Genomic DNA, 14,108 nt, shown 5'->3' on the forward strand with positions numbered 1-14,108 from the left:
TCGGCGTGAACTTCCAGACCCTCACCCTGATCACCGTGCTCGGACTGGCCGGGCCCTGGCTGGCCTGGCGGCAGTCCTGGCATCTACCGGTGATCCTGGGCGAACTGCTGGCCGGAATCGTCTTCGGCACCACCGGCTTCGGCCTGCTGCACCCGGCCGACCCGACCTTCACCTTCCTGGCCGACGTCGGCTTCGCGGTGGTCATGTTCGTGGCGGGCACCCACGTGCCGGTGCGCGACGCGGCGATCCGCTCGGCGCTCGGGCGCGGCGCGGTGCGCGCCGTGGCGGTGGGCGTGCTGGCCATGATCGCGGGACAGGGCATCGCGGTCTGGTTCGACACCGGGCACGGGCTGCTCTACGCGGTGCTCATCGCCTCGTCGTCGGCGGCCATCGTGCTGCCGATCATCGATTCCCAGAGCCTGGGCGGAAAGCCGGTCCTGGAGTTGACCGCTCAGGTCGCCCTCGCCGACGCGGCCGCGGTGGTCGCGTTGCCGCTGGTGATCGATACGCGCAATGCGGGCCGGGCCGCCATCGGCGCGCTACTGGTCGCGGCGGCCGCGCTGATCGTCTACGTCTTCCTGCGCCGGCTCGAGGAATCCGGCATCCGGCACCGGCTGCACACGGTGTCCGAGGATCGGAAGTTCGCTCTCGAATTGCGGGTCAGCCTGGCGCTGCTGTTCGCCCTCGGCGCGCTGGCCACCCGCAGCCACGTGTCGATCATGTTGGCGGGCTTCGCCCTCGGTCTGGCGGTGGCGGCGGTCGGTGAACCGCGCCGGGTGGCCAGGCAGCTGTTCGCCCTGAGCGACGGATTCCTCGCACCCTTGTTCTTCGTCTGGCTGGGTGCGCGACTGAACCTGCGCGAGTTCGGCGACCATCCGTACCTGATCCTGCTCGGCCTGGCCCTCGGGGCGGGCGCGGTGCTGGCCCACGCGCTCATGCGGGTACTGGGTCAGCCGGTTCCGCTGGGCGCCATCGCGTCGGCGCAGATCGGGGTCCCGGTCGCGGCGGTCACGGTGGGCACCCAACTGCATGCGCTGAAACCGGGCGAACCGGCCGCCCTCATGCTGGGCGCGCTGGTGACCATTGCCGCGGCCGCGTGGGGAGCCCGGTCGGCCGCGGCGACGCAATCGGGGAATCCGGCTCCGGCGCAGGGCGATAAGAAGTCCTGAACGTCCCCGATCAGTCGGATTCGCGACCGAGGAGTTTGTCGGTGTCGCGGCGCTCCCGCTTGGTGGGTCGTCCCGCACCGCGATCCCGGCGCGGCATCAGCGCGGTCAGTCGCGGATCGGGCGGGGGCGGGCTCTTGTCGATCATGCACTGCACGGCCACGGCCGCGCCCACCCGTTTGGTGATGAGCTGCTCGACGATGACGATGCGTTCGGTCCCGTTGACGCGCACCCGGATCTCGTCACCGGGTTTCAGCGAGTGCGCGGGTTTCACCGGCACGCCGTTCACCCGGACATGCCCGGATCGGCAGGCCGCGGCGGCCGCCGATCGGGTCTTGAAAATGCGGACGGCCCAGGTCCAAGAATCAACTCGGGCCTGGGCCGTAGTGCTCAGTGGAGCAGGGGTCACGCTCTAAAGATTACGTGTCACGCGTTGACGACGCGGCGGGCGGTGACCACCTGGCTGGCGTGCAGCGGGGTGTAGGAGACCGGGGTGCCGGACTGCACGGCGTTCAGCAGCTTGCCGTCACCGGCGTAGATGCCGACGTGGCCGCCGCCGTTGGTGATGACGATGTCGCCGGGCTGCAGGTCGTCGAAGGCGACCGGGGCGCCGACATTGGACTGCTCGAAGCTGGTGCGGGGCAGCTCGATTCCGGCCTGCTTGTAGGCCCACTGGACCAGGCCGGAGCAGTCGAAGCTGTAGGGACCGGTCGCACCCCAGGAGTACTGGGCGCCGACCTTGGTCTCGGCCGCGTGCAGGGCGATGTCACCCACGGAGCTCGGCTTGTTGAAGATGGTCGGCAGCTGGAACTGCGGAGCGGGCGCGACCGCCGGAGCGCCGACCTGGGCGCCGCCGCCCAGAGCGCCGGGGGTCTGCAGCGCCGTCGCGGCGTCCTTGACCGTCTGGTTGAACTGCTGCACCTGGGGCGTGAATTCGTCCGGCACATCGAAGTTTCCGATGCCGGGGATCTCGACGGTGGCGGCCGTGGCGGTGATCGCCGGGAAGACACCAGTAGTCGTCGCCGCCATCGCACCCATGACGATGGCACCCTTCACGGAAGCCGGAAGCTTCGATTCCTGCTGCAAGCTGTGCTTACCCACTGAGACGCATCTCCGATCGTGCTGCTTGTAACTTCGCGGGCTGCCTCTCCGATGAAGCAACAGACTCCGCTAAGTCACGAGAAGATTACGACTCGGTCGCCCGGTTGTCCACCCGACACGGGCGGCATGTCCGATGTTTCCGAAAACGTCCCGCTAAGCGGTCAATTCGGTGTAAAGAGCCACGGATCACGAGACGATATAGGTGATCGTTCCGGCCGTTATCAACCCTTCGCCTGGGCGCCCCGCTCCAGTTCGGCGATCCGCCGGCGCGCGTCGGCGAGGTCGACTTCCAACTGGCCCAGGGCCATCACCAGCGGTCCCACCGCTAGGTCGGCCACCAGTTGCGGATCGTCGTACCCGCGCTCGATGGCGACCAGGATGTTGTTGCGGATGCGCGCGGCGACCACCGCCTCCGCGGGGACGTTCCAGGACTCGACCACCTCCGCGACGGTGGGGGGTACGACTTCTTCCGACATGAACCCTCCTGCCCTGGATCCCAACGAATCAGGCATAAGGGTAGAGACCCCGGGCGACACCGCGGGCACATGTGCCGCATGCCGGTCGATAGCTGCGTCTAGGGCCCGCCGTAGATACCCGGATAATCGGTGATTCCCGCGCTACGGTTGGGCCGCATGGACCCCGTCAAGAATCCGTACGCACCCGGCGCGGGGCAGCGGCCACCGGAACTCGCGGGCCGGGACCGGCAGCTCGCGGCCTTCGACATCGTGCTGGAACGGGTGGCGAAGGGCAGGCCGGAGCGCAGCGTCATGCTCACCGGACTGCGCGGGGTCGGAAAGACGGTGCTGCTCAACCAGCTTCGCTCCGCAGCCCGCACCCGCGGGTGGGGCACCGGCAAGCTGGAGGCGCGGCCGGATCAGGAACTGCGGCGGCCGCTGGCCTCGGCGCTGCACATGGCGGTGCGTTCCCTGGCCGTGGGACACCGCAATCCGGAGCAGGTGGACGATTTCCTGGGGATTCTCAAGGCTTTCGCGCTGCGTTCCACCGCCGACAAGGGCATGCGGGACCGCTGGAACCCGGGCATCGACGTGCCCGCGGTGACCGGTCGCGCCGACTCCGGCGACATCGAGATCGACCTCGTCGAGCTGCTCGTGGAGGCGGCGGCGCTGGTGCGCGATCACGGCATCGGGATCGCGGTGTTCATCGACGAGATGCAGGATCTCGGGGCCGCCGACATCTCCGCCATCTGCGGGGCCTGCCACGAATTGAGCCAGGACGCCGCGCCTTTGATCGTGGTCGGGGCGGGGCTGCCGCACCTGCCCGCGGTGCTGACCGCGTCCAAGAGCTACTCCGAGCGGTTGTTCTCCTATCACCGGATCGATCGGCTGGATCGGGAGTCGGCGGATCAGGCGTTGATCGCGCCCGCCGAGCGGGAGAGCGTGGAGTACTCGGCGGAGGCGCTGGACGCGCTGTACAAGAAGGCCGACGGGTATCCGTATTTCGTGCAGGCGTACGGCAAGGCGGCGTGGGACGCGGCGGCGCGGAGTCCGATCTCGGCCGAGGACGTGGCGGTGGCTTCACCCGCCGCCGAAGAAGAATTGGCGGTCGGTTTCTTCGGTTCCCGCTACGAACGCGCAACGCCCGCCGAGCGTGAGTACATGCGCGCTATGGCCGATCTGTCCGGAGACGACGGACCGGTCGCCACCTCGGCGGTCGCCAACGAATTGGGACGAAAACCCGCATCCCTGTCCCCGGCCCGGGACGGGCTGATCAAGAAGGGACTCATCTATTCGGCCGAGCGCGGCACCATCGGTTTCACGGTTCCGCATTTCGGCCGCTATCTCCGTGGTGTGCAATAGGAATGGCTGAACGGTAGATCTACCCCTACCGGTGGGTAACAAAGGCTCCTACACTCGAATGTGATTCTCATCACGGTCGAGGAGGACATCATGGCGACTGTCGCCAAAGTCGACGCCACCGAAGAACAAGCCCGGGCACTCGTCGAGGAATCCCGCGAAACCACTTGGGCCAAGCCATCCTTCGCCAAGGAGATGTTCCTCGGCCGATTCCGGCTCGACCTCATCCATCCCTTCCCCCGCCCCAGCGCCGCCGACGAGGCCCGGATCGAGGCCTACCTGACCCGGCTGCGCGCGTTCTGCGAGACCATCGACGGCCTCCGCATCGAGGCCGAGGGCCGCATCCCCGACGAGTACGTGCGCGGGCTGGCCGAGCTCGGCTGCTTCGGGCTCAAGATTCCCGCGGAGTACGGCGGGGTCGGCCTCTCGCAGGTCGGCTACAACCGCGCGCTCATGCTGGTCGGCTCCGCGCACGCCAGCCTCGGCGTGCTGCTCTCGGCGCACCAGTCCATCGGCGTGCCGGAACCGCTGAAGCTGGCCGGCACCCCGGAACAGAAACGCGAGTTCCTGCCGCGCTGCGCCAAGGGCGCGGTCAGCGCGTTCCTGCTCACCGAACCCGATGTCGGCTCCGATCCGGCGCGCATGGCCTCCACCGCCACCCCCACCGCCGACGGCGAGGCCTACGAACTCAACGGCGTGAAGCTGTGGACCACCAACGGCGTGGTGGCCGAACTGCTGGTGGTGATGGCGCGGGTGCCCAAGAGCGAGGGGCACCGCGGCGGCATCTCCGCGTTCATCGTGGAGGCCGACAGCCCCGGCATCACCGTGGAGCGGCGCAACGGGTTCATGGGTCTGCGCGGCATCGAGAACGGCGTCACCCGCATGCACAATGTGCGGGTCCCGAAGCGAAACCTGGTGGGGCGTGAGGGCGACGGGCTGAAGATCGCGCTCACCACCCTCAACGCCGGCCGCCTGGCGATTCCGGCCATGTGCACCGCGGCGGCCAAGTGGTCGTTGAAGATCGCGCGAGAATGGTCGGCCACCCGTGTGCAGTGGGGCCGCCCGGTCGGCGAGCACGGCGCGGTCGGCACCAAGCTGTCCTTCATCGCCGCAACGACTTTCGCGCTGGAGTCGGTGCTCGACCTGTCCGCCACCATGTGCGACGAGAACCGCAACGACATCCGCATCGAGGCCGCGCTGGCCAAACTGTGGGCTTCGGAGATGGCCTGTCAGATCGCCGACGAGCTGGTGCAGATCCGCGGCGGCCGTGGCTACGAGACCGCGGCATCGCTGCGGGCCCGCGGCGAAAGAGCGGTCGCCGCCGAGCAATTGGTGCGGGATCTGCGGATCAACCGCATCTTCGAGGGCTCCAGCGAGATCATGCGCCTGCTCATCGCCCGCGAGATGGCCGACGCCCACATGGCCGCCGCCGGCGCCCTGGTCGACCGCAATGCCGAACTGAAGGACAAGGCCAAGGCGGCGGTCGGCGCGAGCGGCTTCTACGCCAAGTGGTTCCCGCAACTGGCCGTCGGCGCGGGCACCGCCCCGGTGAGCTACGGCGAATTCGGCCCCCTCGCACGCCACATGCGCTACGTCGAACGCATGTCCCGCAAGCAGGCCCGCGCCCTCATGTACGGCATGGCCCGCTGGCAGGCCAAGCTCGAATACAAACAGGGCTTCCTCGGCCGCATCGTGGACATCGGCGCCGAACTGTTCGCCATGGCCGCCGCCTGCGTCCGCGCCCAGTCCCTGCGCGTCGCGGGCGGCCCCGACGGCGAAGCCGCCGAGGAACTGGCCGAGGTCTTCTGCCGCCAGTCCCGCCTCCGCGTCGAGCGCCTCTTCGACGCCCTCTGGTCCAACACCGACGACGCCGACACCGACCTGACCCGCGGCATCCTCGACGGCCGCTACCGGTGGATCGAAGGCGGCGCCCTGGACCCGAGCGAAGGCACCGGCCCCTGGATCGCCGAATGGCAGTTCGGCCCGTCGGTGGAGCAGAACCTGATCCGCCCGTTCCTGCCGTCCACGAAGACAGGGGCCGCGACCTAGCCGAAGGCGCTCGCGACAGAACTCTGCCGCTATCTAGCGAATTGCCTAGATAGCGGCAGATTCTCAGGTTCTCAGGACGCGGGGTGGGGCGCCAAGGCGCGGGCCCAGACCTCGCGGAGGGCGATGGCGAGGAGGACGATCGGCAGGGCGGGGAGGACGGCGGAGGTGCCGTGGCCGCCGCATCCGGTCGGGTTCACCGACCAGAGCACGATGGCGGCGACGAACGGGGTGCCGACGGTCATCAGGCCCGGGGCCAGGCGGCCGACCGCGGCCGCTTCCACCGCGGCGGCGATGATCAGGACCAGGAAGGCCACGACGGCGATCGGGCTTGCCATGCAGAAGCCGTCGGAGGGGAGGTAGTCGGCGTATCTGCGGGGCAGGTCCTCATCGCCGGTCCAGCTGACACTTGCGCTGCCCGGCCACAGGGTCGCGACGACGAAGACCCACCAGCACGTATGGCCGGTGACATGGACGAACCGGAACAATCGGTCTCGTGTCACCGGGTCAACTTTAGTCGTGGCCCATCTAGAGGTTTCTATTAATTTTGGTAGATACGAGTAGATATTCATGAGGTGCAAGTTGCCGAGGCAGGGGAAGATCCGTCGGCAGGCTGTATAGATCAGCGGAGACAGTTGGACAACTTGTGCATAACGCCTGGTGTGGGGGGTTAACGCCGGGGGCATCTATTCCGACAACCGGGCAAGAAGGCGCACTCTTCAGGAGGACGTCATGTCCACGCTCAACTCTCGCGCGGCCGATTTCGACGGCCGCCACCTCACCGTCACGGCGGATGACGGCGTGCCGCTCGCGGTTCGCGAGTTCGGCGCCACCGATGCCCCGGTCACGGTGGTGTTCGTGCACGGGCACTGTCTGCGCGCCGAATCGTGGGCGTTCATGCGCGGGCATCTGATGGAGACCTGGGGCGAGGACACCCACATGGTGTTCTACGACCATCGCGGACATGGGGATTCGGGCAATGCGGACCCCTCGACCTACACCATCGAGCAGCTGGCCAAGGATCTGGACGTGGTGCTGCGGACCGTGGTGCCGACCGGACCCGTTGTGCTGGTGGGACATTCGATGGGCGCCATGACGGTGCTGGCGTACGCGCGACTGCACCCGATGGCCATCGGCACCCGGATCGTGGGCGTCGGCCTGATCTCCAGTGCCGCCAACGGCGTGACCCGGGTGGGGCTGGGACGCCTGCTGAGCCCGCCCGCGGTGAGCTCGCTGCGCGCGGCGGTGAAGCGCGCGCCGCGGGCCATGCAGGCCTCGAAGCACCTGAGCCGCCGGATCTTCGAGCCGATCATGCGGGACGCCACCCTGGGCACCCGGAAGGTGAGCCCGCGCATGCTGGCGGTGGCGACAGCCATGCTCAACGACACCTCGCTGCTGACCATGGCCAGCTTCCTGGAGTCGCTGATCCGGTTCGACGAGTCCGCGACCCTGCACCGGCTGGGCGAGATTCCGGTGCTGGTGCTGGCCGGGTCCGCGGACATCATGATCCCGTTCGCGCATTCGGTGGTGCTGGCCTCCCAGGTCGAGGACGCCGAGCTGGTGCGCCTGGACGGGGCCGGCCACAGCGTGATCCTGGAGCGGGCCGAGGAGGTTGCCGCGGCGGTGGTCGGGCTGGTGGCGCGGGCGACCGCGGCGATGCGCGCCGGGAACCCGGATTTCGGACCGGACAGCGGGCCCGAGTTCGCCATCGCGGGGTAGCCGGAAGCCGCTCGGCGACGGCCCGATTCGTAGATCTGAAACGTGTCAGACCCCGATTCGAGCGCTCTCGACAGGCCTTCGACCAGCGAATATTCATCGCGGACGAGACGAATCCCGCATGATCACGTACTGTGTTGTAGATCACGATGTGTGGTCTGTCACACGGGTCGAGGAGGTTTTCGATGACACGCAGCGAGATTGCGGAACTCCGCTACGCGGTGGGCCAGCTCCGCCAGTGCGTGGGCGCGCTGCGCTCGCACTACGGAGACGCGGGCACCGTCCGCCGGCTGGAGAACGATCTGGAGCGGCTCAGCATCGATGCCGACGAGTTCGAGCAGACCCCGCCCCCGGAGTCCCCGGCCGCGAAGCAGGAGACCATCTACGTCCCGGACGCCAAGCACGACGAGGCGGCCTGGATGGGCGCGCAGGACGAGGGCCTCGGCTTCCACTCCCGTCCCCGCACCAAGTAACCGAACCATCGTTTCGAACAGCAGCTGAGCCACCTCGACAATGGCGTCGGGGCTCGGTGATTCGGCCAGCGCGTCGGGTGGGCTCAGTTGCCGCTGTAGCGCGCCGATGGGCCGCGCATTCGATCAGTCAGGGGCGGTGACGACCTCGACCGGAGCGTCGGCCGCCCGCGCCACGGAAGCGCGCGCCGCGCGGCGTCTCGGAAACCGGTGTTCGATCCGGTGATTCGAAGATCGCCGCCAGGGCGGTGTCGGGGCCCGCGGGTGTGACCGCCAGGCCGAGTCCGCCTTCCCGGCGAGCCAATTCGTGCAGCATGGTGGTGACCATGCGCAGGCCCGCGGCGCCGCCCGGCTCGCCCAGGGCGATCGACCCGCCGTGCACATTCAAGCGGCCGTCCGCGGAGTCCGCGAAACCGCCCGCGTGCTCCGCCGACCCACCGGCGTGTTCCGTCAGGCCCAGGACGCGGGCCAGTGCCAGGACCTCGACGGCGGACGATTCCTCGACCTCCAGCAAGGCCAGATCGGACAATTCGAATCCATTGCGCCACAGGGTCTTCGCGACCGCGCCGGTGGCGGCCGGAGCGGTGGCGCCGGCGGGCGCGGCGGCGCTCGCCCAGTCCACCAGGTAGGCCAGGGGTTCCAGGCCCAGGTCGGCGACGCGGTCCTCGGCGACCACCAGGCAGGCCGAGGCGGCCAGGCCCCGGGTGCTGCTGTTCGCGGCGGTGGTCACCCCGCCGGGGCGGAACGGGGGCAGGGCGGCGAAGGCGCGGTGCGAGACATCGTCGCGCAGGCCCTCGTCGCGGTCGACCAGCCGCACCACCTCGGAGTTCGGGTCGTCCGGTCGCGCACACACGACCGTCGGCGCGATCTCGGCCCCGAAGACGCCCTGCCGGTGCGCGCGGGCCGCGCGACGGTGGCTGACCGCGGCGAAGTCGTCGGCGGCGGTCCGGTCCAGGCCGTGGTGGCGGGCCAGCTGTTCGGTCCGCACCGAATCCGCTTGTCCGCGTGCCGGTTCCGTGGCCCACAGCGCGATCTGCTCGTCGGTGCTGGGGCCGGCGTCCGGAGATCCGGGACGGGCGGCGGGCGTTCGGACGCTGGCCAATTGCGCGGCACACGGCGGTGCGGCACAAGGATATTCGGCCCCCACGGCCAGCACCACGCCCGCCGCCCCGGAGCGCACCATCATGGCGGCGGTGATCAGGGCACGCAGGCCGCTGCCAGGTCCGGCGCCGACGGTGAATTCGCCGAGTTCGGGGGACAGCCCACAGCGGGGCAGCGCGGAGCGGATGACGTCGGGGTCGGGTACGGCGGTGACCAGCTGTTCCACCCGGAGCGGGTCGATGCCGGACCGGCCGAGCACCGCCCCAATAACCGTGCCGACCAGACGGTTCGGCGGCACCGCGGCGAGCGCGCCGCCGGGCAGGCCCACCGGTGTGCGCAGCGGCATGACGATGGCGGCACGTCTCATCATCGGCTCCCTTCCAGCCCTCATCAGGGGGACAGGGCACCACACCCTTGTTGCTGCCGTGTGACGGCGTGTAACCGGCGAAAACAACCGTCCGGAGCTGCGTAATCACGCCTCGGCCAATCCCGGTGACAGCCCGCCGAGTTCGCACGATTGCCGTTTGTTCACTACACGAACGAAAAGCGAAAGTTCGCAGGAAATGTGGCGTAAATCACTGGATCACGAAATAGCTGATGCGAGCTCGAGTGATAGCACTCCTGTCGTAGGGTGCTCACCATCACATTCGATGCCGGAGGTAACGATGACGTTCCACGGGGTAGAGCAGCGAGGCAGGCCGCAGTGAGCGCCGCACCAGTCAAGGCTTCTGAATCGAGTACCGGGGTTTTCAGCAGGGGTCGGGCCGCCATCGCGGCACGCACGCTGCGCACCGACCGGTGGTGGTTGCCGCCGGCATTGACGGTGCTAGGACTGGGGGCGTTCGTCGTCTACGCGACCGTCAGATCCTTTGTGCGAGCCGCGTATTGGGTGAACGACTTCCACTATCTGACACCGTTCTATTCGCCCTGTCTGAGCGCTTCGTGCGTCGAGGGCTCGAGCCACTTCGGCACCCCGATCGGCCACCTGCCCATGTGGATTCCGCTGGGCTTCCTGGTGCTGCCGTTCCTGTTGCTGTTCCGGCTCACCTGTTACTACTACCGCAAGGCCTACTACCGGTCGGTGTGGATGTCCCCGCCGGCCTGCGCGGTGGCCGAGCCGCACACCAAATATTCTGGGGAGACCAAGCTTCCGCTGATCATCCAGAACGCGCACCGCTACTTCTTCTACGTCGCGGTGATCATCTCGGTGATCAACACCTATGACGCGGTGATCTCCTTCCACGCCAAGGACGGTGGCTTCGGCATCGGCCTGGGCACGGCGATCATCACCGGGAACGCCCTGCTGCTGTGGGCGTACACGCTGTCGTGCCACTCCTGCCGGCACATCGCGGGCGGGCGGCTCAAGCACTTCTCGCAGCACCCGGTGCGTTACCGCTTCTGGACCGTGGTGTCGAAGCTGAACACCCGGCACATGCAGTTGGCCTGGACCACGCTGGGCACGCTGGTCCTCACCGATTTCTACGTCATGCTGGTCGCGAGCGGAACCATCTCCGATCCTCGCCTCATCGGCTGACAGTCCTCTATTCCTCAGTCTCCCAGGAGTATTCGGTTCCATGCCTGAAGTCGAGCGGCACAAGTACGACGTCGTCGTGATCGGTGCCGGCGGTGCCGGTCTGCGTGCGGTGATCGAAGCCCGCGAACACGGGTTGTCGGTGGCGGTGGTCTGCAAGTCCCTGTTCGGCAAGGCGCACACCGTCATGGCCGAGGGCGGCTGCGCGGCCGCCATGGGCAATGCCAACGAGAAGGACAACTGGCAGGTCCATTTCAAGGACACCATGCGTGGTGGGAAGTTCCTCAACAACTGGCGCATGGCCGAACTCCATGCCCAGGAGGCCCCCGACCGGGTGTGGGAGCTGGAAACCTATGGGGCGCTGTTCGATCGAACCCCGGACGGGCGGATCAGCCAGCGCAACTTCGGCGGCCACACCTATCCGCGGCTCGCGCACGTCGGTGACCGCACCGGCCTCGAGATCATCCGCACCATGCAGCAGAAGATCGTCTCGCTGCAGCAGGAGGATTTCGCGCAGACCGGCGACTACGAGGCGCGGATCAAGATCTTCGCCGAGTGCACCATCACCGAACTGCTCAAGGACGGCGACAAGATCTCCGGGGCCTTCGGCTACTGGCGGGAATCGGGCCGCTTCATCCTGTTCGAGACGCCCGCGGTGGTCATCGCCACCGGCGGTGTCGGCAAGTCCTACAAGGTGACCTCCAACTCCTGGGAGTACACCGGCGACGGCCACGCGCTCGCGCTGCGTGCCGGGGCCTCGCTGATCAATATGGAGTTCCTGCAGTTCCATCCGACCGGCATGGTCTGGCCGCCCTCGGTGAAGGGCATCCTGGTCACCGAGGGTGTGCGCGGCGACGGCGGGGTGCTCAAGAACTCCGACGGCAAGCGGTTCATGTTCGACTACATCCCGCCGGTGTTCAAGGGGCAGTACGCCGAGAGCATCGAGGAGGCGGACCAGTGGTTGAAGGACAACGACTCCGCCCGCCGCACCCCGGACCTGCTGCCCCGTGACGAGGTGGCGCGTGCCATCAACGAAGAGGTGAAGGCGGGACGCGGCACCGAGCACGGCGGCGTGTACCTCGACATCGCCTCGCGGCTGCCCGCCGACCAGATCATCAAGCGGCTGCCGTCCATGCACCACCAGTTCAAGGAGCTGGCGGACGTGGACATCACGAAGGAGCCGATGGAGGTCGGTCCGACCTGCCACTACGTCATGGGCGGCATCGAGGTCGACCCGGACACCCAGGCGGCGAAGGTGCCGGGCCTGTTCGCGGCCGGTGAGTGCGCGGGCGGCCTGCACGGATCCAACCGGCTCGGCGGCAACTCGCTGTCGGACCTGCTGGTGTTCGGCCGTCGCGCCGGACTGGGCGCGGCCACCTACGTGGAGCAGCTGGCCGCACGGCCCAAGATCTCCGACACCGATATCGCCGCGGCCGCGAAAGCGGCTGTGACACCGTTCGATCCGCCGGACGAGGGCCGGGGGGAGAACCCCTACACCCTGCACATGGACCTGCAGCAGACCATGAACGACCTGGTCGGCATCATCCGCAAGGAACACGAGCTGAAGCAGGCCGTGGAGAAGCTGTCCGAACTGCGCGACCGCTACGACCATGTCACCGTGGAGGGGCACCGGCAGTTCAACCCGGGCTGGCACCTGGCCATCGACCTGCGCAACATGCTGCTGATCAGCGAATGCGTCGCGCAGGCGGCGTTGTTGCGCACCGAGAGCCGCGGCGGCCACACCCGCGATGACCACCCGGGCATGGATCCGGTGTGGCGGAATCAGTTGCTGGTCTGCACGATCGGCGAGGACGAGGTCGGCTTCTCGGTGCCCGCGGTCACCGTCACCTCCGAGGCCCAGATCCCGATGCGCGCCGAGCTGCTGCGACTGTTCGACCTGGCCGAACTCGAAAAGTATTACAACCCCGCCGATCTCGCGGAGCTGCGGGACGACGCCGGAAAGGCGGAATAGCCATGGGTTATCAGGCGAAGTTCAAGGTGTGGCGCGGCGATACCGAGGGCGGCGGCCTGCACGACTTCAGCGTGGAGGTGAACGAGGGCGAGGTGGTGCTCGACATCATCCATCGCCTGCAGGCCACCCAGGCCCCGGATCTGGCGGTGCGCTGGAACTGCAAGGCGGGCAAGTGCGGTTCCTGCTCGGCGGAGGTGAACGGCCGGCCGCGGCTGCTGTGCATGACCCGGATGTCGACGTTCACCGAGGACGAAGTGGTGACGGTGACGCCGATGCGCACCTTCCCCGTCATTCGCGACCTGGTCACGGATGTGTCGTTCAATTATCGGAAGGCGCGCGAGGTCCCGTCGTTCACACCGCCGGTGGATCTGAAGCCGGGCGATTATCGGATGCAGCAGGCCGACGTGGAACGGTCACAGGAATTCCGCAAGTGCATCGAGTGCTTCCTGTGCCAGAACACCTGTCACGTGGTGCGTGATCACGAGGACAACAAGCACGCATTCTCCGGCCCGCGTTACCTGATGCGTATTGCGGAACTCGAAATGCATCCTCTCGATGTGGCGGATCGCCGTGATCTGGCTCAGGAGGACGCCGGGCTGGGCTACTGCAATATCACGAAGTGCTGCACCGAGGTGTGCCCCGAACACATCAAGATCACCGATAATGCGCTGATCCCGCTCAAGGAACGCGTGGTGGACCGGAAATACGATCCGATCGTCTGGCTGGGAAACAAACTGTTCCGTCGCTGACGGAATACCACAGAAAATCTGCCACCGGGGCCCCGCGCACCAGCGCGGGGCCCCGGATTCCCAGCGCTGGAAGTTGATCACGAAACGGCAGCCGTTCAGCAACGAAACCATGTTTACGCGCGTTAAAACATGGGTATCCAACTATTCGTGGACCGAGGACTGAAGAATGCACGTCCCCGGTACCGGAAATTGGGTCCTGACGACTGGGTCGAACGGCTGATCGTAGGGATGCTCTTCGCGGTATCGGCGATGGGCGTATACGTACTGACCGGCGCTTTGATGCCTTCGGTCGCGATCGGTGTGCTGGTGGCCGCCGTCGCGATCGGAGTAGTCGCGATTCTCTGAGTGTGATCGTGAACGACTGATGCCGAGGTGCGCGGGCCCTGGAGCCCGCGCACCTCGTTCAGTTCTCTCAGCGCTCGCGAATCGTCCGCCGCACGCG

14 protein-coding genes are annotated in these 14,108 nt (G+C 67.6%); 9 read left to right on the top strand and 5 right to left on the bottom strand.

Going from position 1 to position 14,108, the window contains the following annotated elements; translation table 11 throughout:
• Positions 1–5 precede the first annotated feature (5 nt).
• Complete coding sequence (locus tag ACQPYY_RS33525; protein WP_433592220.1) at positions 6–1,169, top strand: cation:proton antiporter; 1,164 nt, start codon at positions 6–8, stop codon at positions 1,167–1,169.
• A 10-nt stretch (positions 1,170–1,179) separates the two neighbouring features.
• On the opposite strand, the gene ACQPYY_RS33530 is transcribed toward ACQPYY_RS33525, so the two are convergent.
• From ACQPYY_RS33530 to ACQPYY_RS33540, 3 genes are all read right to left on the bottom strand, one after another.
• Positions 1,180–1,575, bottom strand: coding sequence for an RNA-binding S4 domain-containing protein (locus ACQPYY_RS33530; protein ID WP_433592221.1), 396 nt, complete (start codon positions 1,573–1,575; stop codon positions 1,180–1,182).
• Between the two features lie 17 nt (positions 1,576–1,592).
• Entirely contained in the window at positions 1,593–2,204 is a 612-nt protein-coding gene (locus ACQPYY_RS33535) for a C40 family peptidase (protein WP_357275884.1), read from the bottom strand.
• Positions 2,205–2,488: 284 nt separating this feature from the next.
• Entirely contained in the window at positions 2,489–2,743 is a 255-nt protein-coding gene (locus tag ACQPYY_RS33540; RefSeq protein ID WP_357098812.1) for a hypothetical protein, read from the bottom strand.
• A gap of 156 nt (positions 2,744–2,899) precedes the next feature.
• Here ACQPYY_RS33540 and ACQPYY_RS33545 point away from each other — a divergent pair, with 156 nt between their 5' ends.
• Positions 2,900–4,084 carry an AAA family ATPase gene (locus ACQPYY_RS33545; RefSeq protein ID WP_379102799.1) on the top strand — a complete coding sequence of 395 codons (1,185 nt, stop codon included), beginning with the start codon at positions 2,900–2,902 and terminating at the stop codon, positions 4,082–4,084.
• A gap of 90 nt (positions 4,085–4,174) precedes the next feature.
• Positions 4,175–6,130: an acyl-CoA dehydrogenase family protein gene (locus tag ACQPYY_RS33550; RefSeq protein WP_433592222.1), complete on the top strand. Its 1,956-nt coding sequence runs from the start codon at positions 4,175–4,177 to the stop codon at positions 6,128–6,130.
• A 71-nt stretch (positions 6,131–6,201) separates the two neighbouring features.
• On the opposite strand, the gene ACQPYY_RS33555 is transcribed toward ACQPYY_RS33550, so the two are convergent.
• Complete coding sequence (locus ACQPYY_RS33555; protein WP_379102804.1) at positions 6,202–6,630, bottom strand: hypothetical protein; 429 nt, start codon at positions 6,628–6,630, stop codon at positions 6,202–6,204.
• A gap of 229 nt (positions 6,631–6,859) precedes the next feature.
• Here ACQPYY_RS33555 and ACQPYY_RS33560 point away from each other — a divergent pair, with 229 nt between their 5' ends.
• Complete coding sequence (locus ACQPYY_RS33560; RefSeq protein WP_379102806.1) at positions 6,860–7,846, top strand: alpha/beta fold hydrolase; 987 nt, start codon at positions 6,860–6,862, stop codon at positions 7,844–7,846.
• 182 nt (positions 7,847–8,028) lie between these two features.
• Complete coding sequence (locus ACQPYY_RS33565; protein ID WP_357098825.1) at positions 8,029–8,316, top strand: hypothetical protein; 288 nt, start codon at positions 8,029–8,031, stop codon at positions 8,314–8,316.
• Positions 8,317–8,443: 127 nt separating this feature from the next.
• On the opposite strand, the gene ACQPYY_RS33570 is transcribed toward ACQPYY_RS33565, so the two are convergent.
• Positions 8,444–9,781, bottom strand: coding sequence for an acetyl-CoA acetyltransferase (locus ACQPYY_RS33570; RefSeq protein WP_433592223.1), 1,338 nt, complete (start codon positions 9,779–9,781; stop codon positions 8,444–8,446).
• Positions 9,782–10,117: 336 nt separating this feature from the next.
• Between ACQPYY_RS33570 and ACQPYY_RS33575 the strand changes: the two genes are divergently transcribed.
• The 4 genes from ACQPYY_RS33575 (at position 10,118) to ACQPYY_RS33590 (ending at position 14,011) form a co-directional block, all read left to right on the top strand.
• Positions 10,118–10,948 (top strand): hypothetical protein, encoded by an 831-nt coding sequence (locus ACQPYY_RS33575; RefSeq protein WP_433592224.1) that lies wholly within the window; start codon positions 10,118–10,120, stop codon positions 10,946–10,948.
• 40 nt (positions 10,949–10,988) lie between these two features.
• Positions 10,989–12,917: a fumarate reductase/succinate dehydrogenase flavoprotein subunit gene (locus ACQPYY_RS33580; RefSeq protein ID WP_433592225.1), complete on the top strand. Its 1,929-nt coding sequence runs from the start codon at positions 10,989–10,991 to the stop codon at positions 12,915–12,917.
• Between the two features lie 2 nt (positions 12,918–12,919).
• Complete coding sequence (locus ACQPYY_RS33585; protein ID WP_379102815.1) at positions 12,920–13,666, top strand: succinate dehydrogenase/fumarate reductase iron-sulfur subunit; 747 nt, start codon at positions 12,920–12,922, stop codon at positions 13,664–13,666.
• Positions 13,667–13,813: 147 nt separating this feature from the next.
• Positions 13,814–14,011: a hypothetical protein gene (locus ACQPYY_RS33590; protein ID WP_357098833.1), complete on the top strand. Its 198-nt coding sequence runs from the start codon at positions 13,814–13,816 to the stop codon at positions 14,009–14,011.
• Positions 14,012–14,108 lie beyond the last annotated feature (97 nt).

This window comes from Nocardia sp. CA-145437 (genome assembly GCF_050956485.1).
Taxonomy (GTDB): domain Bacteria; phylum Actinomycetota; class Actinomycetes; order Mycobacteriales; family Mycobacteriaceae; genus Nocardia.